This is a genomic window from Methylobacterium variabile, from assembly GCF_001043975.1.
Classification (GTDB): domain Bacteria; phylum Pseudomonadota; class Alphaproteobacteria; order Rhizobiales; family Beijerinckiaceae; genus Methylobacterium; species Methylobacterium variabile.
Map to the genome: position 1 here is coordinate 1 of NZ_LABY01000201.1, position 21,273 is coordinate 21,273.

Here is a 21,273-nt window from a genome sequence, read left to right on the forward strand (position 1 = left end):
CTGAGCACGCCCGAGAGCGGTCCCACCCCGTGCATGAGCATGCACGGCAGCCTTCGCGCACCGCCGCGCCGCGGCGGCCCGAACGGTCGGGGCCGCGTATCCAGACGCTCCGGAACAGGATCATCCCCGTGTCCACCGAACATCCCGCATCCCCGCGTCCGCGTCTTGCCCCAGGGGCCCCGGCGCATCCCGCACGCCCCGAGCCGCGCGGCCCGTTTCCCCATCCTCTCGGCCCTACGGGTGGCGCTATGACGGGCCAGGAAGACGTTTTCGACGCTTGCCAGGAGGGGCGCCGGCCGGCGGGGAGAGGCGCTTGGCTCCTGCTCGGGCTCGTCCTCATCGTAGGAGCACTGGTGGGAGCCGGCGCCGGCTACGGGCTCGCGCGCGGCGCATGGGTCATTCCCGGTGCGGTCGCGACACGGCTTCCGGAACCGGTCGCGGCGTGGCTGCCCAAGAGCGCGCCACCCATGCCCCCGGAACTCAAGGATTATGCCTTCGAGCTCCTGGACCCAGGGACAAAATCGGGCGAGGCGACACTCAAGGTCCGTCTTCTCGACAAGCGCGTCGAAAAGCCCGTGGCGGACGCGCTCGTCTACGCGCATCGCCTCGACATGGCACCCGACGGGATGCCGACGATGACGGGCAAGCTGAAGCCTGAGGCGAGCCCGGGACCAGGCATCTACGCCTTCAGGGCCAACCTGGCGATGGAGGGCCGCTGGCGCCTCTCGCTGGCCGCGAAGGTACCGGGCGAGACCGGCACCGTCCAAGACCAACTCGTGCTCAAGGCCGTCGAGTGATGGACCAGACGACACCGGTCCACTTGGCGCGGCAACGTGACCGTGCGCACCGAGGCGGCCATGCGAAGGCATGGGTCGCGGGCCTCGTTCTCCTGCCCCTCGCCGTCGGGGGCGGCGCCCTCGCCGGGCTGCGGGCCGGCGAGGCGGGATGGCCCTTGCCGGCGTGGTTGCCGCCCTCGGTCTCCGGTCTGCTCGTCGGCCGCGATGCGAAGCCGGCCGCGGCCGCGGATGCGCCCGTCCTCTACTACCGTGATCCCGACGGAAAGGCGGCCTACGCGCCCGCGCCGGCGAGAACGCCCGACGGACGCGACTACCTTCCCGTGCATGTCGGCGAGGATTTCGACTTCGAGCCGCGGCCCGCCGCGGCAAAGGCGGTCGAGGCGAACGCCGCCTATGCCGCGCCACCGGGAGGGACCCGGAAGATTCTCTACTACCGCAACCCGATGGGCCTGCCGGACACCTCGCCGGTGCCGAAGAAGGACTCGATGGGGATGGACTACCTCCCCGTCTACGAGGGCGAGGCCGAGGACGGCAACACCGTCAAGATCTCGCCCGGTAAGGTCCAGCGCACCGGCGTCCGCTCCGAGCGGGCCGAACGTCGCGTCGTCAGCCGAGCCGTGCGGGTGCCCGGCACCGTGACGCTCGACGAGCGCCGCGTCACCGTCGTGGCGACCCGCTCGGACGCCTATGTCGACCACGTCGAGAACGTCACGACCGGCGACCGCGTCCGCAAGGGTCAGGCGCTGGTCCACGTCTACTCGCCCGAGATCAACGCGGCGGCGGCCCAGCTCATCGCCAACCCAGGCTTCGACGGCTCCCGGCGGCGCCTGCAGAACCTGAACGTCTCGGAAGCCGTCATCGACGAGATGGAGCGCACCCGGAAGGTGCCGATGGCCATCACCTGGTCGTCCCCGCGCGACGGGGTCGTCCTGGAACGCAACGCCATCGAGGGCATGAAGGCGTCGGCCGGAGACACCCTGTTCCGGATCGGCGACATCTCGACGATGTGGGTGCTGGCCGACGTCGCCGAGTACGACCTCGGCAGCGTCAAGGTCGGCCAGCCCGTCAGCGTGCGCGTGCGCTCGCTGCCCGGGCGCAGCTTCAGCGGCAAGGTCGGGCTGATCTACCCGCAGGTGAACACGCAGACCCGCACCACCCGCGTGCGCATCGAGTTGCCGAACCCCGACGGGGTGCTCCTGCCCGAAATGTACGCCGACGTCGAGATCGGGACTGGCGCGGCCAAGCCCGTGGTGGCGGTCCCGAACGATGCCGTCATCGACACGGGCGCGCGCCAGGTCGTGCTCGTCGACAAGGGCGAGGGCCGCTTCGAGCCGCGCGAGGTCAAGGTCGGCGCCCGCGGCGAGGGCTACACCGAGATCCGCGAGGGCGTGCAGGCCGGCGAGCAGGTCGTGACCGCGGCCAACTTCCTGATCGACGCCGAGAGCAACCTGAAGGCGGCGCTGCAGAGCATGGCGGCGCCCAAGTCCGCCGCCGAGCCGCAGGCGCAGGCCACGGAGGCCACCCGATGATCGCACGCCTGATCGCCTGGTCGGCCCGCAACCTCGTCCTGGTGCTGATCGGCACCGTCTTCGTGGTGGCGGCCGGTCTCTACAGCGTGCGCACCCTGCCGCTCGACGCCATTCCGGACCTCTCGGACGTGCAGACCATCGTCTACACCGAGTACCCGGGGCAGGCGCCCCAGGTGGTCGAGGACCAGGTCACCTATCCGCTGACCACGGCCATGCTGACGGTGCCGAAGTCGAAGGTGGTGCGCGGCTTCTCGTTCTTCGGGGTCTCGTTCGTCTACGTGATCTTCGAGGACGGCACAGACCCGTACTGGGCCCGCTCGCGGGTGCTCGAATACCTGAGCGCGGCCGGCAAGCGCCTGCCGGCCGGCGTGACGCCGACGCTCGGGCCCGACGCGACGGGGGTGGGCTGGGTCTACCAGTACGCCATCGTAGCCAAGCAGCAGACGCTCGCCGAGCTGCGCTCGCTCCAGGACTGGGTGGTGCGCTTCGGGGCCTCGCGCGCCGAGGGCGTGGCGGAGGTTGCGAGCGTCGGCGGCTTCGTGAAGCAGTACAACGTCGTCGTCGACCCGAACCGGCTGCGAGCGCAAGGGATTTCGCTGAAGGCGCTCCGCGACGCAATCCGGTCGAGCAACGCGGATGTCGGCGGCCGCACGGTCGAGCTCTCCGAGTTCGAGTTCATGGTGCGCGGACGCGGCTACCTGAAGAGCATCGCCGACATCGAGAACATCGTGCTGAAGACCGAGGCCGGCACCCCGCTGCGAGTCCGGGACATCGCCCGGGTTGAGCTCGGGCCAGACGAGCGGCGCGGCATCACCGAGATGAACGGTGAGGGCGAGGTCGCCGGCGGCATCATCCTGCAGCGCTTCGGCGCGAACGCGCTGAACGTCCTCGAGGGTGCCAAGCAGCGCCTGGCCGAGGTCGCCGCGAGCCTCCCGAAAGGCACGGAGATCCTGCCGGTCTATGACCGCTCGCAGCTCATCGAGGCGGCCATCGACACCTTGAAGCACACCCTCGTCGAAGAGAGCGTCATCGTGGCGCTCGTCTGCATTGTGTTCCTGCTGCACCTGCGCAGCGCGCTGGTGGCCATCGTGATGCTGCCGGTCGGCATCCTGATGGCGCTCGGCGCCATGCATCTTCTCGGGATCGGCGCCAACATCATGTCGCTGGGTGGCATCGCCATTGCGGTCGGCGCCATGATCGACGCGGCCATCGTCATGATCGAGAACGCCCACAAGCACCTCGAGCGTGCTCCTCGGGGCAAGCCGCGGGTCGAGATCCTGGTCGAGGCGGCCGCAGAAGTGGGTCCATCGCTGTTCTTCTCCCTCCTCGTGATCACGGTCAGCTTCCTGCCGATCTTCACCCTGGAGAGCCAGGAAGGGCGCCTGTTCGGGCCGCTCGCCTTCACCAAGACCTTCGCCATGGCGGCGTCGGCGCTCCTGTCGGTGACCCTGGTGCCGGCCCTGATGGTGCTGTTCGTGCGCGGGCGCATCATCCCCGAGCACCGGAACCCGCTGAACCGCTTCCTGATCTGGGCCTACCGCCCGATGATAGAGGTCGTGCTCAGGGCCAAGGTGCTGACAATCATGCTGGCGGTGGCGGTTCTCGGCCTGACCATCTGGCCGGCCCGCCAGCTCGGCTCCGAGTTCATGCCGGACCTGAACGAGGGCACCCTGATGTATATGCCCACGACCCTGCCGGGCATCTCTGTGACCCAAGCCGGGGAGCTGCTGGCGACCCAGGACCGCATCATCAAGTCCTTTCCCGAGGTCGCCTCGGTCTACGGCAAGGCGGGGCGCGCCTCGACGGCGACGGACCCTGCCCCAACCGAGATGTTCGAGACCATCATCGCCCTGAAGCCGAAGGCGGAGTGGCGTCCCGGCGTGACGCTAGCGAGCCTCAAGGCCGAGATGGACAAGGCCCTGCAGTTCCCGGGCGTGTCGAACGCCTGGACACAGCCGATCCGCGCCCGCATCGACATGCTGTCGACCGGCATCCGTACGCCGGTCGGCATCAAGATCTACGGCACCGACCTGACCGAGATGGAGAAGGTCGCCCGGCAGGTCGAGGCGGTCGTGCGCAACGTGCCGGGCACGTCGAGCGCCTACGCCGAGCGGGTCATCGGCGGCTACTTCCTCGACATCGTGCCGGACCGGGAGGCCCTTGGCCGCTACGGCCTGATGGTCGGGGACGTGCAGGACGTCATCGCGACGGCGCTGGGAGGCGAGAGCGTCACGAACACGGTCGAGGGCCGCGAGCGCTACACAGTCAACGTGCGCTACCCGCGCGCCTTCCGGTCGGATCAGCAATCCATCGCCACCGAGGTGCAGGTGCCGTTGCCGGCCGGCGGCACGGTTCCGCTGGGCGAGGTTGCCAAGGTCCAGCTGACCCGAGGGCCGACCTCGATCCGCACCGAGAACGGGCAGCTCGCGATCTACATCTTCGTCGATCTGACCGGGCGCGATCTCGGCGGCTACGTTGCCGAGGCCCGGGACGCGGTCAACAAGGAGGTCCGGCTCCCGCAGGGCATGAGCGTCCAGTGGAGCGGACAATTCGAGTACCTGGAGCGGGCGGAGGCCCGGCTGAAGATCGTGGTGCCCGTTACGCTGCTCGTCATCTTCCTGCTCCTCTACCTGAACTTCCGGCGCCTGACCGAGACGCTCATCGTCATGCTGTCGCTGCCCTTCGCCATGGTCGGCGGGGTGTGGCTGATGTGGTGGATGGGCTTCAACATGTCGGTGGCGGTGGCGGTGGGCTTCATCGCGCTCGCTGGCGTCGCCGCGGAGACCGGCGTGATCATGCTGGTCTATCTCGACCATGCCTGGGGCGAGCGGCGGGCCGCCGCCCGAGCCGCCGGGCGGGAGACCACGCGCGTGGACCTGTACCAAGCCATCATGGTGGGGGCGGTCGAGCGGGTGCGTCCAAAGATGATGACGGTCGTCGCCATCATGGCGGGCCTGCTGCCCATCCTCTGGAGCACCGGCGCGGGGTCCGAGATCATGCAGCGCATCGCGGTGCCAATGATCGGCGGCATGGTCTCCTCGACCGTGCTGACCCTCGTCGTGATCCCGGCCATCTACGGGCTCGTGAAGGGACGGCGGCTGGCGCTTCGGCAGGAAGGGTCGGCCACCGTGCAAGCGAGGCTCCCCCGGGCCGCCGAGTGAGAGTGGCTGGGCTAGACGGGCCGTCACGGCGGCCGTGAGAAGACAGGAGTTGGATATGAGCGAACTTTTCCGACCGTCCCGACGCATCGTGGTCCTCGGCCTGGCGGCCGCCGGCGTACAGGCGGCGTGGGCGGAGGATCTGCCGGAGGTCGTCGCCACGAAGGACCCGAGCTGCGGTTGCTGCGAGGCCTGGGTCAAACACCTGCGCGACGAGGGATTTCGCGTCCAGGTCGTGAACGCTCCGGTGAGCCCGGTCAAGGTCAGACTCGGGGTGCCTCGGGAGCTGGCCTCGTGCCACACGGCCCAGGTCGGCGGTTACGTCGTCGAAGGGCACGTGCCCGCATCGGCCATCAAGCGGCTGCTCGCGGAGAAGCCGACCGCCACCGGCCTCGCTGTGCCCGGCATGCCGGTCGGTTCGCCCGGCATGGAGGTCGATGGCATGGAACCGGCGACCTACGAGGTGGTACTGTTCGGCCCTGGCGGGCGAAGTACCTTCGCACGGTTTCGCGGTCAGCAGACTATTTAGGTGGACATAACGGCGCGGCCGGGATGGCAAGAGAGAGGCTTCGTGACTGATGTCAAGCAGAATGAGACGAATTTTTACTTTCGAGTACGATGCAGAGATTGCGACACGTCATTGCTGTGGCCGCAACGACGCAACGGGAGGCGTCTTTGATAAGCGGCATCATAGCAGAAGGCGTGACCGTAATCACGACGGCTTGGACCGTTGCGCTCCGATGCCGACTTTTTTCGGCATAGGGGAGGTACCTACGTCGCCGGGCCGTCTTCGCGGGGATCACACCACCGCACCTCCGGCGCCGATGTCTTGGGATTGTCGAAAAAGCTCACATGTTAGTCATTGAGATCTAGGACAAGCTGTATTATCGGATCTGCATGGCAGCGTTCTGCGGACAATAGGAGAAGAGCATGAGGCGCACTGTTTTTGTGTTCGTAACCGGTTTGGCTCTCGGCCTTGCGGCGCCAGCCGTGAATAGGGCTGAGGCCGCGTGGTGGGAGAGCGTCCAGCCAGAGGCACGGGTGTGGTTGAACAAAGTTGATCCCCAGCATCGATCGCACCGGTCGGACGACGATCGACCTTGGGTCAGCGCGGAGGTTCACGGAGTCGACCCCCAGGTTGGAGCGGTCACGATCCATCATGGTCCGCTGTCGCAGGCCGGGATGCCGGCGATGACCATGAGCCTCCCAGTGCAGGATGCTGTCCAAGTCAATATGTTTAAGCCTGGCGACAGGGTTCTGGTTCAGGTCGCCGATGTCGGCGGCGTAGTCAGGATTATCAATATCAAGGCCCAGCGCTGAGCCTGAACTCGCGTCCTGCTAAATTCGGACGGTACGGTCCCAGTCTGGCGGTGACACTCTTCCAGTGAACACCGTCGGTCATGTGAGTACTGCGAGCGAAGGAGCCAAGTGTAAAATCAGGTCACACAATGATCTAGAGGCTATTACGGACCGGCGAGTGCGCCATTTTTGGAGAGATGCAGTCGCGCCGCTTCTACCCCTGCTATGTCAGCGATGACGAATGGGCACTGGTCGCGCCCTACCTGACGCTGCTACCCGAGACCGCCGCCCAGCGCGAGCATAGTCTGCGGGAGGTGTTCAACGGTCTGCGATACGTGGTTCGCTACGGTGTGACGTGGTGCGACATGCCACAGTCCAGGCGTCGAGATGCGCTTCCAGGCCGGCAAAGCTGGCAAAGGAGCGTCCGGCCACGGCGTTCCTCTTGACGTAGCCGACCCCGCGCTCGTCCTTGCCCTTGGTGCGGGCACGGTACGGCGCGCAGGCCCGGACCCGAAGCCCCAGTGTTTGGCGAAGGCCTGCAGGCGCGGGTGGAACACGACCTCGCGGCTGACCGGGTCGTGGTGCAGGACCAGGGTGCGGGCGTTGTCGAGCAGCACCTCGCGCGGCACGCCCCCGAAGGTCCGGAAGGCGATCTCCAGGCCGGTGAACCAATCCTCCTGCCGCTCGTGGCCGAAGGCTCGAACGTGCAGACGGCGCGAGTAGCCGAGCGTGGCCACGAACAGGAACACGCGGATGGGCTCCTCGCCGATCGTCACCCGGCGCTCGCCGAAGTCGATCTGCATCTGCTCGCCCGGCGGCGTCTCGAACTGCACCGTCGCCCGGGCCGCCGCGACCAGGTCCTGGCGCAGGGGAGCCACGGCGCGCTCGACCGTGCGCAGGCTGACGTGGATGTCGTTCTCGGCCGCCAGGTCCTGGCGCACGACGTCGGCATTGCCCGCATGCTGCCGGAAGCGGGCGGCCAGCCAGTCGGCGAGGCCGTCGAGCTGCTTGGAACATGAGGGCTTGGCGCAGGGCCGCCACTCGCCCCGCCGCAGCCAGTCCTTCACGGTGGTCTTCGAGCAGCCAAGCTCCGCCGCAATCCGCTTGGCGCCCCAACCGAGAGCCTTGAGCCGCCGCATCGCCGTCACGTCATCCGGCGTCCTCATCTCGGCCCTCCGCGGATCGTACGTCCGCTCCGGATCCTGAGCCTCGTTCCTCGTCATCGCGACCTCCTCGCTCATCGAGGGGTCAGTTCCTCATGGCGGCAGGGGGTCAGTTTGTGGACTTTCCCTCTCTTTTGGTGCAATTGGAGGCTTTCCGTTTGATGTAACGCTCTGCACGGACTGAGTTTTTCGAGGTGCGCCGCTTCACACCGGCAGGCACCTGCTTGCGTCATAACGGCAGCCGAAAATCCCCGAGCTCTTCAAGAGGTTCATGAGCATGGGCAGGATCCTTCTGCACCAAAAGAGAGGGAGAGCCTGAATCCTGACCCAGGCCATAGACTGAGCTCCTTCTGCGGGAGGAGGCCCGGATGGTGGGTGAGGAGGCAGCGTTGGAAATCCGGGTGTTGCATCGGCACGGGAAGGGCATCCGCGAGATTGCCCGCGCGACGGGTCTGTCGCGCAACACGGTGAGGCGCTACCTGCGCGACGAGGCGGCGGCGCGCTACGGTCCGAGAAGCGACGTGGCCGAAAGGGGTTGCTAAAAATCAGCTTCAGGCCGTACCGCCCAAAAAGTGCAAGGAAACGAGAGAGCTCGCCCCGGGTCGGTTACGCCCGCGGCCCTTCACGGTGGAAGCAAGCATTTTAGAGAAAATTTCACTCACCAAAGCAGGCATATGATGGGCCATGGTGACATGTTCCATGATCGTGGCGCGTGAAGTGGTTGTAGAAACCGCGGTCGTGTGCAAGATGCTCGCAATCGTGATACGAGTAGACACAGCCTAGAAAAACCGAGCGATAATGTGACTGTAGTATCAGGTCAGTGGTCATCGCAAAATGGTTCGGTCTGGCGTAATACGTCGAGCTATAGATTGACTGTTTATTCTCAGTGCCCTCGGCCATAACCGCGGTTGGAGCCAAAGACAGGGCGAGTGCGAAGACGTTGATAACCCGTTTTAGCATCGTGCTTCCTCTTTCGTTGTATTTCTGCGGTTGTGATTGCAGGCTTATGACTTGCAACGAACGAGCAGCGTAACAAGGTTTTATACCCCATAGGGGTAGATGAGGCGGTGATACCTCGCTGCCGCACATTCACGGGGTATCTTGAGCCTTGCAATACCACCTCCTGCTTAAATTAGCGAAGGGTACACCTAACTGCAAGTAACAGCTGCGATTTTTGCCGCCAGTGGGAGCTGTCAGTTATCCGCCTACCCTGGCGGGGTACATTAAGGGAACATAAACTATGTCGTTGGATAGTTTGTTACAGAAGAGGCGGGTGGAGAGGCGGACAATGGGTGATATGGGTGAGTTGGTGAGAACGCTCGGGTTGCTAGGCTGCGGCATGGTCTCCGTATCCTGCGCGACGCCGTTGCGCGCTGCCGATCTGCTGCCGACCGCACCGGTGCCAGAACTGCGCGGTACCCTCGCACTAGGAGCCGAGGTTTCAGGCTTTTACCTCCGTGGCGACATTGGTTTCAGCAACCAGTCCGTAGAGCGGCTCTCCAACAGCTTGGACGCATTAGGCACCATCGAGAAGGTCAATCTTGCCTTCGCAGGAGCTCCGTTCGCCGGTGGCGGGGTTGGTTACCGCTTCAACCAATGGTTCCGGTCCGACATCACCGGCGAGTACCGCAGCGCGGCCGCTTTCACCGGACTGGAACGGTACCGCGACGCGAGCCTGCCGCTCGGATACGGCACCGACGAGTATACCGCATCTAAGCGTGGACTGAACCTTCTCCTGAACGGCTATGTCGACATCGGAAACTGGTACGGCCTCAAGCCGTTCGTGGGCGCCGGCGTCGGTGCGGCGCGGATTACGCTGGAAAACTTCAAGGACGCGAACGTCGTCACGCAGGGCCTCGCTTACGCAAAATCAGGCTCTAAGACTAATCTTGCATGGGCGTTGCACGCGGGTGTCGGCTACGAGGTGAGCCCAAGCTTTACGGTCGAGCTCGCATACCGCTACCTCGACCTTGGGGACGGGAGGACCGGTACGGTCTACAACTATGCCGGTCAGTGCGGGTCGTGCGAGGCGATGATTTTCAAGAACGTCGATTCCCACGACGTAAAGCTCGGCTTGCGCTGGTCGCCTGGGGCTTCGGACGTCTCTACCGAGCATGCGCCGATAGTGCGCCGGTACTGATGCCGCGCAACTCTTACGCGGCGACGTGCGCGGTTGTGGCGCCGGTCGAAGGCTCCGCGCGAACCACGATGGCTGCGGCCACGCAGGGAGAACAGTCCCATGGGCCCGGCGTAGGAGCGGGCCGACGTGTGGCCCGACATCACCTGGGAACAAGTTCGGGCGCTTTACCAAAAGCTAAATTGCGGATGCGTTGCCGATATTGCCCATCTGTGTAAGGATTGCTGTAGGTTCGTTGGAGGCGCACGGTCCTTGGCACGTCTTCGCGCAGTGTTGCTCGCCGTTCTGGCGGTGGCGGTTGCCATCGCCCCGGCAGTGCCATGCACGATGATGCGGCATGCCGCCGCCGACCACTTGGGGGTTGCCCTCAAGGCGTCAGAGCCCCACGCGCACCATCGTCATCATCATGCGCGTGCGGGCAACGATGATGCGTCGTCCGGGGTCTCCCTTCAAGCGGAGCACGGAACCGGCACGCTCTCCAGTCCGGGTGCCGCGGCAGACGCCTCCGCCGGCCCTGGTCACCAGCAGTCTCCTGGCGCGCACAGTCATCACAAGCGTGCGGCGGGCTGCATGGCGACCTGCTGTCCCCTGGCCTGCCAGGCAGCCGTGCCGGACGCGCCCTGGTCGGGCGACGCGCTGAGCCTGCGTCCCTCCGAGACCCTCGGCCTGACCCAGCAGGACGGCGTCGCCGAGCCGCGTCCCCTGCGCATCGAGCGGCCACCCAGGTACCGCGCCTGACCGCGGCGGGCGCGCCGCCCGCCCGCTCCCGTACGCCGCCTCCGGCCGAGCTCTGACCAGGCCCCTTCCTGCACAAGGCCGTGCCCCGCATCGTCGGCACAGCCGCGCCTTCGCGCCCCCCCCTGTCCGCCGGTCCGCGCCTGCCGTCGCGGCCGCCAGCCCCCGTTCGGGATCCAAGCCGATGCTCAACCTCCTCAAGCCGGCCGTGGCGCTCACGGCCCTGCCGCTTGCGGCCTGCGTGCCCACCGCCGCGCCGGACTGGCTCGTCCTGCCCGCCAACCCCGCGGTCGCCGTGCGCGCGCCGCACTACTCCGCGGTCACCGCCGGCGTGGCGCGCTACGACGTGGTCGATCCCAAGGATTGGCGCGAACTCAACCGCGCGGTGACGCCGAAGCCAGGCTCGGGCGGCATGGAGGGCATGGACCACTCCCGGATGCCCGGCATGAACATGCCCGGCATGGGCGGCAGGCGCGACACGGGAGGGCGATGATGCGCCGCCCCTGTAACCAATCCCAGCTCGCCGCCGGACTAGGCCTCAAAGGAAACTCACGGATGACCTCGACCAGCATGTGCTCGACGGCCGAGACGGAGATGCCGCTTTCCGCGGTCGCGCGCTTCCGGAAAGCGCGATGAGACAGCAGTTCTTGACGAGGGCGGCAGCCTCAACCAGGGGAGCGACCGCTGGCGCGCAAGGCAGGCCGCTGGGCGCGCCCGTACCCCCTCGTCCTCGGCTGCTCCTCGTCCTATGCGCGGCACTGCTCCTTCCGGCTCCAGCCGACGCTGCCGGGGATGGTCCTACGAACTCGCCGACCCCTGCCGCGCCTATGTCATCTGGCAATCGAGCGGAAGGGGTGGCGCGGCAGGTCGACTATCGGCGCATGCTCGCGCGCGAGGCCGAGGCGCACGGATTGCCCCCGGCCGTTGCCGATGCTGTCGCGTACGTGGAGAGCGGGTACGATGCCGGCGTGGTCGGCGGGGTCGGTGAGCTCGGGCTGATGCAGGTCCGGCCGGCAACCGCGGCCATGCTCGGCCACACGGGTTCCGCCGGTGCCCTCCTCGATCCCGCGACCAATATCCGCTTCGGCGTCGCCTACCTCGCACAAGCTTGGAAGCTCGCGCAGGGCGATCTCTGCCGCACGCTGATGAAGTACAGGGCGGGCCACGGCGAGGAGCGGATGAGTCCACGCTCCGTAACCTACTGTCAGCGGGTCCGCGTCCGCCTCGCCGCGACCGGCTTCCCTCTCGCCGGCACTGCCCTGCCCGCTCCCGACCGGAGCGGCCGTGCGGTTCCTGCATCACCGTCCGCCGGTCGGGATGCCCGATCAGCCGTCGCGCGCCGTCTGTGGGCCGAGCATGCCGCCCGAATTCGCAGCATTGGGGCGCGCATCGACCGCATCATGGGTGGCGGCTGAGGTCATGGCGGAGGACGACCTTTGGACGTCCCACTCAGCCCGGTTCCCCCGCCGACGAAACGCACGTCCGCCTCGCCGGGCATGCCCCGGCCCGCAGCAGCTTGGAGGCCCGACCCCATGGACCACGCTCACTCCGAGCCTCATGCCCACAGGCATCGTGATAGTCACGGTGCAGCGCCGGCGGCCGGCGCGTCCGCGACAGATCCCGTCTGCGGCATGCGGGTCGACCCGGGAACCACGACCTACCACGCCGAGCACGGTCAAGCGACCTATCACTTCTGCTCGGCTGGGTGCCGCTCGAAGTTCGTGGCCGATCCCGCACGGTACCTGTCGGCGGACAAGCGGCCGTCGGAAGGGCTGGTCGGGGCGGTCTACACCTGTCCAATGCACCCGGAGATCCGCCGCGACCAACCCGGCAGCTGTCCTATCTGCGGGATGGGGCTGGAGCCGCTCACGCCGACGAGCGGCCCGGTCGAGAACGCCGAGCTCAAAGACATGAATCGCCGCTTCCGGTTCGGCCTCGTCCTCACCCTCCCCGTCTTCGCCCTGGAGATGGGAGGACACCTTACGGGTCTCGTCGACCACCTCGGCCTGCAAACCTCGAACTGGGTCCAGTTCCCGCTCTCCGGTCGTCCTCTGGGCGGGTTGGCCGTTCTTCGAGCGGTGCTGGCAGTCGCTGGTGACGCGCCGACTTAACATGTTCACCCTTATCGCCCTCCGAACCGGCGCGGCCTATCTCTACAGCGTCGCCGCGAGCGTGGCGCCGGGGCTCTTCCCCGAAGGGCTCCGCGGCCACGACGGCGCGGTTCCAGCCTACTTTGAAGCCGCAGCGGTCATCACCGTCCTGGTGCTGCTCGGGCAGGTGCTGGAACTCGGGGCCCGCGAGCACACCTCGGAGGCGATCCGGGCGCTGCTCGACCTCGCGCCGCAGAAGGCACTGCGTCTCGGGATGGAAGGGATCGACGAGGAGGTGCTCGTCTCGGAGGTGGCGGTCGGGGACCGCTTGCGCGTCCGCCCCGGCGAGAAGGTGCCGGTCGACGGCGAGGTCGTCGAGGGGCGCTCGGCGGTGGACGAGGCAATGATCAGCGGCGAGCCCGTCCCTGTCTCGAAGGAACCCGGCTCCTCCGTGGTTGGCGGAAGCCTGAACACGACCGGTGGCTTCGTCATGCGCGCGACGCGGGTCGGGTCTGAGACCACCCTGGCCCGCATCGTCGCGATGGCCGCCGAGGCCCAGCGCTCTCGCGCGCCCGTCCAGCGCGTGGTGGATGACGCGGCGGCCTGGTTCGTCCCCATGGTCATCGCCGTCGCGGCGCTCGCCTTCCTCGCCTGGATGGCCGTCGGCCCGGAGCCAAGGCTCACCTATGCCCTCCTCGCTGCTGTCGCCGTCCTCATCATCGCTTGCCCCTGCGCCCTCGGCTTAGCGACGCCGATGTCGATCATAGTGGGAGTCGGACGTGGCGCGCAGAACGGGGTACTGGTCAAGAATGCCGAGGCGCTGGAGCGGATGGAGAAGATCGACACGCTCGTCGTCGACAAGACCGGAACACTCACGGAGGGCAAGCCCAAGGTCACCGCGGTGCTCCCGGCACCCGGCTTCACGGACGCCGAAGTGCTGCACCTCGCCGCCGCGGTCGAACGCGCCAGCGAGCACCCCCTGGCACTCGCCGTCGTCCGGGCCGCGGAAGAGCGCGGCATCCCGAGTGCCGTTGCTACCGATTTCGAGGCTCCGACCGGCAAGGGGGCGCTCGGCACGGTCGAGGGCCGCCGCGTGGCCGTTGGCAACGGGCGCTTCCTGGAGGAGCAAGGGGTCGACGCGGCGGCGCTTCACGCAAAGGCCGAAGAGATGCGGGCACGCGGTACCATGGCGGTCCTGGTCGCCATGGGCGGGAAGCCGGCCGGCGTCATCGCTATCCAAGACCCCGTCAAGACGAGCACGTTCAAGGCCGTGCGAAGGCTGCGGGAGGCAGGCTTGCGCATCGTCATGCTGACCGGCGACAATCGGTCAACGGCCGAGTTCGTCGCCAGGTCTCTCGGCATAGACGAGGTCAAGGCCGAGGTCCTGCCCGACCGGAAGGCGGAAGCGGTCAGGGCGCTCCAGGGCGACGGCGCTGTCGTGGCGATGGCCGGCGACGGGATCAACGACGCGCCGGCGCTCGCCGCAGCTGATGTCGGCATCGCGACGGGCGGCGGCACCGACGTCGCCATCGAGAGTGCCGGCGTGACGCTGCTCCGCGGGGACCTGGTCGGCATCGTCCGGGCTCGCCGCCTGTCCCAGGCAACGATGCGCAACATCCGCCAGAACCTGTTCTTCGCCTTCATCTACAACGCGCTGGGCGTACCGGTGGCCGCCGGGCTGCTCTATCCGTTCCTCGGCATCCTCCTCTCGCCGATCATCGCAGCCGCCGCGATGGCCCTCTCGTCGGTGAGCGTGATCGGCAACGCCCTGCGCCTGCGCGCGGCACGGATCGGCTGAGTCGCGGCCGTGCCGAGCCCGCCGCCCTCGAGCCCCACCTGCCCCGTCCCGGCGGGAGCCCGGCGCGGTCCAACCTGAAGAGACGCCAGCCTCCCTTCCTAATCAACTGCACGAGCCTGGCGAGACCATGACCACCCACCCGCTTGCACTGAGCGTCGCGGACGCCTACCTCGGCTTGGTCGATGCCGCCGTCCCGGGGTTCGTCGAGGCCTTGTACCTCGTCGGTTCCGCCGCCATGGGCGACTTCCGGCCGCCCCTCAGCGACGTGGATTTCGTAGTCGTGTCCCCGGGCCGACCGGGGGCCGGGGACACGGCTGCCCTCGCGAAGGTCCATGCCGGCCTCGCGCTCGACCGGGAGATCCCGGCGCTCGACGGCATATATCTGACCTGGGACGATCTGCAGGCCGGTCCGCTTGCCATCCCGGACGGACCCTGCGTCAAGCAGGGCCGCTTCCTCTCGTCCGGGTGTCACAATAGGCATCCCCTCACCTGGAGCGTCTTGGGAGCCAGCGCCGTGACGGTGCGCGGGCCGCTCTGCGCGGGCACGGGGCTCTGGCGCGGGCCGGCGTACCTGGAGCGATGGGCCCTGGGCCGCATCGACGAACGCCGGAGTTCGTTGCTCGAAACCGACCCGGGAAGCGATGAGGAACAGCCCGCCACCGAAGTCATCGAACGGACCGTGCTCGGCATGTGTAGGCTCCATTACATATTTTCGACTAGGGTGGTGCCCTCGAAGAGCGACGCCGGCCTGTACGGGCTGATCACCTTCCAGCGGGAGTGGCACCGCATCATCGACGAGGCCCTGCGTATTCGCAGGGAGCCCAAGGTGGCCTCCCTATACACGACGCCCGCCGAGCGGCGACGCGATGCGCTCGCCTTCGCCCGCCACGTCGCGGACGACGCATACGCACTCGGGTTCGGTCGTTGCGGATAAGGTTCCGGCCGGGAACGCCGCGCTACGCGCGCGCCGGAATGTAGGGTGGACGTTGGTATGGGATCGCCGTGCCTACTCCGGATCTGGCCGGAGCGTTGGGCGTTCGGAGGACCCGGCCGAACGCCGTCGAGCGCGTCGTGCGGCGCGCCGCCCGCGCTCCTAGGGGGCCGCTGCATGCCCATGCGGTCGGAAGGGCAACTCTCGGGAGTGGGTGGAACTCACCGGGACGGACTTGTTGGGGGCCCGGAGGCTCCTCCGGAGGCGCCGGGACGTTCCCCTCCGGGGCGCTAGAGACATCGCCAGGAGTACCCATTGCTGACACCGCCTTTCATCCACGACCTAATCCATCGGGCGATGCCCCTCGACCATCCTCACGCTCACTGGTGGATCGATCTTGTGACGGTGCTGGTCCTCATTGTGGCGCCTGCCTGGACCGCCTGGCTCGCATTCAGATTCGGCCTGCGCTGTGCATTCGTTCGGGTGGACCGCGGCCGAATGCGAGGGGTGGTCCCGTTGCGCAGCCCTGCATCCATTGACGCGGTGGGATCGCCCGAACCCCGCAAGCGCATGGCCGTGGGGCTGGAAGCCTACGTTGTGCGTGCGACATCGCGGCTGCAGTTCCGCCTCGTGCTGCTGTCCATCCTGACACTCCCGGCGGCCTGGCTCCTTCTTGAGATCCCCAAGCACATCATCAACCACGCCCTCGCCGACGCGTTGGGCGACAGTCAACCGAGAATGACTTTCCTCGGCTTCGCTTTGGGCCGCCTCGAGCTGCTGTTCGCGCTTTGCGCCAGCTATCTGGCCGTGCTCACGCTCAGCGGTCTCGCCAAATACGCCGTCAATCGAGTCCGTGGGCGCGTGAACGAGCGCCTCGTGCGGCGCCTGCGCCTCGCCGTCGCCCGGCGCGCACGGGGCGAATGCTTGCCCGAGCGGCGGGCGACATTGGCCGCGATCGCCGTTCAGGAGGTCGAGCCCATCGGCTACTTTGGGGGTAGCTTGGTGGTGGTGCCGCTTGTCCAAGGCGGCACGCTCGTGACCAGCGTCGTCTTCCTCCTCATGCAGAACGCCACCCTGGCGCTCGCGGCTCTCATCATGCTGCCAGTTCAGCTGACCATCCTCCCGCGGTTGCAGGCGCGATTGAATGCGAAGGTTCGCCAGCGGGTCCATGCCACGCGGGCATTGGGGGGCCTCTTTACCGATCCCGGGTCGGAACGGACGTCGGGCGGGACCCGCTGGCCATCGATCGTGTACCGGCAGATGCACCGAGCGCGGGAGCTCGAAAGGGTGCGGATCGAAATCAACGACCTCAATGGCCGGCTCAAGGGATTGTACAACTACACCTCAAACCTCACACCATTCTTCTTCTTCTCGGTTGGCGGCTACCTCGTCGTCCAGGGCCAGCTCTCGCTCGGTGCCCTCGTCGCCGCCCTGGCGGCCTACAAGGAGATTTCACCGGCCATGCGCGAGCTGTTCGATTTCGCCCAGGACTGGTCGGACGCGAGCGCCCGGTTCGAGGAGATCACTAACGCCCTCGGCCTGATCGTGCAGGTGAACCGCGCGACGTAGAGCCGGCACGCGACCGCTCGTTCGAGGCCGCCTGAGCACTACCGGGTGCTGCGGCGGAGTGTTTCGCAAATGAGCCCGGTCCCGCCGAGGGCGCTGCCTCCGGCCCCTCCTCCGCCGGCCTGGACAACCCAGCAGAACCACTCCTACCGCAGCAGCGTCGAGCCGAGTTGTGCCAGACCGCGCGCCAGACCCGGCGCGATGCCGAAGCCCAGCGTCCCCGCCGTGCATAAACCAAGCGCCCATGCGTAGCCGGCGCCGGGAGCCAGGCCCTCCGGGCGTTCCGGTTCCTTGAAATACATCTCCGCGATCACGGCTGCGTAGTAGAAGAGCGCCACCGCCATGTTGGTGGCGGCCACCACGGCAAGCCAGGCGAGCCCCCCCTCGATGGCAGCCACGAGCAGGAAGACCTTGCCGGCGAAGCCTGCCAGCGGCGGGACGCCGGCAAGCGACAAAAGCGCGAGTGCCAGCGCCGCCCCTGGCCATGGCGCTCGCCGTCCGAGGCCGCGGACCGCGGCGAAGCCGTCGCCCCCGATCATGCGCTCGACCTGCGCGACCACCGTGAAAGCCGCGAGGTTCATCAGGAGATAGGCAACGAGGTAGTAGCCGACGGCCGGGAGGGCACCGGGGACTTGGCCGGCCACCGCCACGGCCATCAGCATGTAGCCGGCCTGGGCAATGCTCGAATAGGCCAGCAGGCGTTTCAGGCTATCCTGGCGGAGCGCTAGCAAGTTGCCGAAGGTCATCGTCGCGGCGGCCAGGAGCGAGAGCACGGTCGGCCAGGCGGAGAGGCCGCTTGGCAGCGCCTCCAGAAGGAAGCGGAGCAGGCCGGCGAAGGCGGCCACTTTCGGCACGACCGAGACGAAACCGGAGACCGGGGCCGCCCCGCCCTGGAAAACGTCGGGGGCCCAGACGTGGAAGGGCACCAGCGTCATCTCGAACCCGTAACCGACGACGACCAGGCCGAAGGCCAGTGCGACCCAGGCCCGGTCGGCACCGGCCAGGCCCGCCCCGATGGCCCGCAGGTTCAGGCTGCCGGTGAGGCCGAACAGGAAGGTGAGGCCGTAGGCCATCACCGCGAGTGCGGCGGCGCCGTACAGGAAATACTTGAGCGCCGCCTCCTGCGCCGGCCCGTCGCTACGCACGAGCAGCACGAGCAGGTATGAGGGAAAGCTCACCATCTGCAGGAACAGGATGATCAGGCCGAGGTCGGTGGCCGCCACGAGCCCCATGCCGCCGGCGGTCGCCATGAGGAGCGCGACCGGGTGGTGCGGTTCCTGCTCGCTCGCGCGGAAGTGGGAGGCGAGTGAGAGCAGGCTCACCAGGGCGCCGGCCTCGACGACCAACTGGTAGAAGCCCCGGAACGGATCGACGGCGTAGGTGCCGCAGAAGGCCTCCCGCGGCGTGGACGTCAACATCGGCGCAGTCAGGCCCATCGCGACGAGGAGGGCGAGGAGCGCGATGGCGGCGGGCAGGCAGCGCCACCGGCCCCGGACCCAGCCGGCAACCGGGACCAGCGCGAGTGCGGTCCCGGCCAGGACCATCTCGGGCGCGACGGCGCCGAGGTCCATGCAGCTGCCCATCGTCTGCCCACCGGTCACGGGAGGTGCGCCAGCGCTGCGGTCGTGCTGTCCAGCAGCGTGAGGAGGACGGCCGGCAGGGTTCCGACGCCGAGCGACAGCGCCGCGAGCCCGCCCGCCGACCATGCCTCGCTCGCCGTCAGGGGCGCCAGCGGCGGCGCGTCCGGGGGCGCGCGCCCCATCAGCAGGCCGGTGACCAGCCTCAGGTAGACCGCGGTCGTCACGACGACGGCCAAGACCGCAATGCCGGCGACCCACGCGGAGAGCTGCAGCGCGGCGCCGATGGCCTGGAACTCGGCGATGAAGCCGGACAGCCCGGGGAGCCCGAGCGACCCGAAGGCCAGCAGGCCGAGCAGGCCGCTGAAGGCCGGCATCGCGCCTATCAGCCCTCCGAAGCGGTCGAGTTCCCTTGTGCCGGCGCGGTGCTGGAGCATGCCCACCATCAGGAACATGCCACCGGTGAGGAGGCCGTGGCTAACCATCTGCGCGGCGGCTCCGTTGAAGGCCAGCTGCCGGGCGCCCTCCCCTCCGGCCATAGCCATGACCGCGACGCCGAGCGTGACGAAGCCCATGTGATTGACCGAGGTGTACGCGACGAGCCGCTTCATGTCCGTCTGAGCCAGCGCCGCCAAGGCGCCGTAGAGGAGCGAGGCCAACGCCAGCGCGACGAGAAGCCAGCCGAACCGGGATGTGGTTTCCGGCAGGACCGGCAGCAGGACGGCGAGCATCCCGTAGCCGCCCATCTTGAGCTGCAGGCCCGCGAGGACGACGCTGCCCTCCGTCGGCGCCTCCACGTGAGCGTCGGGCAGCCAATTGTGCAGCGGCACGACTGGGAGCTTGACGCCGAAGCCCGCGAGCAGCGCCAGGAAGGCGAGGCTTCCGGCGAGCGAGGGGCCGTCCAGCGGCTTCGCGCGCGCGATGGCCTGCAGCGAGAAGGTGTGCGGCTCCATCGCCAAGTAGAGGGCGAGGAAGCCCAGCAGCATCGCCAGGCTACCGGCCCGCGTGTAGAGGAAGAACTTGAGCGCCGCGTAGCGCCTCCGCTCCCCGCCCCAGATGCCGACGATGAAGTACATCGGCACCAGGCCGACCTCGAAGAACAGGTAGAACAGCAGCAGGTCCCGGGCCGCGAACAGGCCGATGAGCCCGGTCGCGAGCAGCAGGAACAGGAAGGCGTGGGCGTGCGCCCGGTCGCGCCCGGGCAGCGTGTAGACCATCACCGTCGTGAGCAGGACCGCGGTGAGCAGGATCAGCGACAGGGAGAGACCGCCGACGGCGACGTCGTAGGCCGCCCCGACGGACGGGATCCAAGGCAAGGTCGTCCGCCATTGCAGGTCGCCGCCCCCCGGCTCGAAGCCGGCCCAAAGCGTCAGCGCCGCGGCGAGAGTCAGGACCGCGCCGCCGAGCGCGACGATACGTGCGAGACCCGGGCGGTCGCGCGGCAGCGCCAGCACGACGAGGCCTGTCATGAGCGGAAGGAGGATCGTCGCCGTGAGCATCGGGTCAACCCGGGTTCAGAGCCAGAGCAGGAGGGCGCCGGCCGCGAGGGCGGCCGTGGCCCAGGCGAACAGGCCGAGCGTGTAGAGGTAGAGGCGGCCGGCCTGAAGTGCGCGGAGCCGCTCGCCCCCGGCGGCCAGCCAAGCCGCAAGCCCGTCCCCCAGGCGCGCGAAACCCGCTTCGACGCGACCGGCCGCCTCGCCGGCGCTCCAGGCCCAGCCGGCGACGCCTCGGGCCGCCACGTCGAGCGCATCCTCCACCGACCCGAGGCGCCGTGCGAGCCGCGTTGTCCAGCGCACCGGGGCCGTCGTGATCGCCGACAGCCCGGCGGCGAGACGGCCGGGCCACGGCCCGAGCGCCGGCGATCCGTCCCTTCCCCTGACAGCACCGATGCCGAGGCCCAGGAGGCCGGCCGCGATACCAAGGTTCCTCCAGGCGACCTCGGCCCCGGGGCTTGCCCCGAAGGGCAGGAATGCGTCGAGGTGGCCGGCCAGCAGCCATCCGAGTCCCGCTGCGGCGAGCGCCAGCGCGAGCGTGCCCGCGCGCATCGTCCAGGCGGGCTTGCCGGGCTCCGTCGGACCGCGGCGCGGGCCGAGGAAGGCCGCGGCCCCCGCGCGACCGATGTAGGTCCCACCGAGAAGGACGAGCAACACGACGAGTACCCCTGCCCCAGGACCGTGTCGCGACGCGACGGCAAGGATCTCCTCCTCGCTCCAGAACCCGGAGAGCGGCGGAACGCCGGCGAGCGCGAGGGCCGCGACGAGGAAGGCGGCTCCCGCCAAGGGCAGGGCGCGGATCAGTCCGCCGAGGCGGTCGAGCGAGCGCGTGCCCGCCTGCTCCTGCACGATGCCCGCCGCGAGGAACAGGGTGGACTTGAAGGCCGCGTGCACCGCGAGGTGGAAGGCCGCGGCGCGGGCGCCGCCAAGGCCGAGCGCGACCATCATTTCGCCGAGTTGCGAGCAGGTGGACCACCGGAGCACCCGCTGCAGGCCGGTG

Annotated in this window: 14 protein-coding genes and 4 pseudogenes; 14 read left to right on the forward strand and 4 right to left on the reverse strand. The window is 68.2% G+C overall.

The features are described from left to right. The first annotated feature begins 353 nt into the window (after positions 1 to 353). The 6 genes and pseudogenes from VQ02_RS26225 to VQ02_RS36120 all read left to right on the forward strand — a co-directional run. The gene (locus VQ02_RS26225) at positions 354 to 797 is read left to right on the forward strand and encodes a FixH family protein (RefSeq protein ID WP_082167644.1); all 444 of its coding nucleotides are present in this window, start codon (positions 354 to 356) and stop codon (positions 795 to 797) included. Then, positions 797 to 2,326, forward strand: a complete 1,530-nt coding sequence (locus VQ02_RS26230) for an efflux RND transporter periplasmic adaptor subunit (protein ID WP_048447188.1) — start codon at positions 797 to 799, stop codon at positions 2,324 to 2,326. The genes VQ02_RS26225 and VQ02_RS26230 overlap by 1 nt, the downstream gene beginning before the upstream one ends. Next, the gene (locus tag VQ02_RS26235; protein WP_048447189.1) at positions 2,323 to 5,487 is read left to right on the forward strand and encodes an efflux RND transporter permease subunit; all 3,165 of its coding nucleotides are present in this window, start codon (positions 2,323 to 2,325) and stop codon (positions 5,485 to 5,487) included. Before VQ02_RS26230 ends, VQ02_RS26235 begins: the two co-directional genes overlap by 4 nt. A 55-nt stretch (positions 5,488 to 5,542) precedes the next feature. Continuing rightward, positions 5,543 to 6,013 carry a DUF411 domain-containing protein gene (locus tag VQ02_RS26240; RefSeq protein WP_048447190.1) on the forward strand — a complete coding sequence of 157 codons (471 nt, stop codon included), beginning with the start codon at positions 5,543 to 5,545 and terminating at the stop codon, positions 6,011 to 6,013. A 401-nt stretch (positions 6,014 to 6,414) separates the two neighbouring features. Beyond that, entirely contained in the window at positions 6,415 to 6,804 is a 390-nt protein-coding gene (locus tag VQ02_RS36115; protein ID WP_082167645.1) for a copper-binding protein, read from the forward strand. A 176-nt stretch (positions 6,805 to 6,980) separates the two neighbouring features. Continuing rightward, positions 6,981 to 7,154: pseudogene (locus VQ02_RS36120) on the forward strand (transposase); the annotation flags it as partial. Positions 7,155 to 7,277: 123 nt separating this feature from the next. Here the strand turns inward: VQ02_RS36120 and istA are convergent. Next, positions 7,278 to 8,024: pseudogene (gene istA, locus VQ02_RS39435) on the reverse strand (IS21 family transposase); the annotation flags it as partial. Between the two features lie 290 nt (positions 8,025 to 8,314). Here istA and VQ02_RS36125 point away from each other — a divergent pair. The 8 genes and pseudogenes from VQ02_RS36125 to VQ02_RS26290 form a co-directional block, all read left to right on the forward strand. Further along, positions 8,315 to 8,461: pseudogene (locus VQ02_RS36125) on the forward strand (helix-turn-helix domain-containing protein); the annotation flags it as partial. Between the two features lie 773 nt (positions 8,462 to 9,234). Beyond that, a complete protein-coding gene (locus tag VQ02_RS26255) occupies positions 9,235 to 10,086 on the forward strand; it encodes an outer membrane protein (protein ID WP_053080552.1) in 852 nt (283 codons plus the stop codon). A gap of 249 nt (positions 10,087 to 10,335) precedes the next feature. After that, positions 10,336 to 10,821 carry a hypothetical protein gene (locus tag VQ02_RS40105; protein ID WP_048447191.1) on the forward strand — a complete coding sequence of 162 codons (486 nt, stop codon included), beginning with the start codon at positions 10,336 to 10,338 and terminating at the stop codon, positions 10,819 to 10,821. Between the two features lie 181 nt (positions 10,822 to 11,002). After that, a complete protein-coding gene (locus VQ02_RS26270) occupies positions 11,003 to 11,311 on the forward strand; it encodes a hypothetical protein (protein WP_048447198.1) in 309 nt (102 codons plus the stop codon). 361 nt (positions 11,312 to 11,672) lie between these two features. Further along, complete coding sequence (locus VQ02_RS26275) at positions 11,673 to 12,233, forward strand: transglycosylase SLT domain-containing protein (protein WP_425339927.1); 561 nt, start codon at positions 11,673 to 11,675, stop codon at positions 12,231 to 12,233. A gap of 81 nt (positions 12,234 to 12,314) precedes the next feature. After that, positions 12,315 to 14,706: pseudogene (locus tag VQ02_RS26280) on the forward strand (heavy metal translocating P-type ATPase). 127 nt (positions 14,707 to 14,833) lie between these two features. Further along, positions 14,834 to 15,640 (forward strand): nucleotidyltransferase domain-containing protein, encoded by an 807-nt coding sequence (locus VQ02_RS26285; protein ID WP_048447192.1) that lies wholly within the window; start codon positions 14,834 to 14,836, stop codon positions 15,638 to 15,640. A gap of 354 nt (positions 15,641 to 15,994) precedes the next feature. Continuing rightward, positions 15,995 to 17,206 (forward strand): ABC transporter ATP-binding protein, encoded by a 1,212-nt coding sequence (locus VQ02_RS26290; RefSeq protein WP_048447200.1) that lies wholly within the window; start codon positions 15,995 to 15,997, stop codon positions 17,204 to 17,206. Positions 17,207 to 17,349: 143 nt separating this feature from the next. On the opposite strand, the gene VQ02_RS26295 is transcribed toward VQ02_RS26290, so the two are convergent. From VQ02_RS26295 to VQ02_RS26305, 3 genes are all read right to left on the reverse strand, one after another. Next, complete coding sequence (locus VQ02_RS26295) at positions 17,350 to 18,774, reverse strand: NADH-quinone oxidoreductase subunit N (protein WP_048447193.1); 1,425 nt, start codon at positions 18,772 to 18,774, stop codon at positions 17,350 to 17,352. 26 nt (positions 18,775 to 18,800) lie between these two features. Further along, positions 18,801 to 20,279 carry a complex I subunit 4 family protein gene (locus VQ02_RS26300; protein ID WP_048447194.1) on the reverse strand — a complete coding sequence of 493 codons (1,479 nt, stop codon included), beginning with the start codon at positions 20,277 to 20,279 and terminating at the stop codon, positions 18,801 to 18,803. Between the two features lie 15 nt (positions 20,280 to 20,294). Continuing rightward, the coding region (locus VQ02_RS26305) for a proton-conducting transporter transmembrane domain-containing protein (RefSeq protein WP_048447195.1) at positions 20,295 to 21,273 on the reverse strand (979 nt) is incomplete at its 5' end.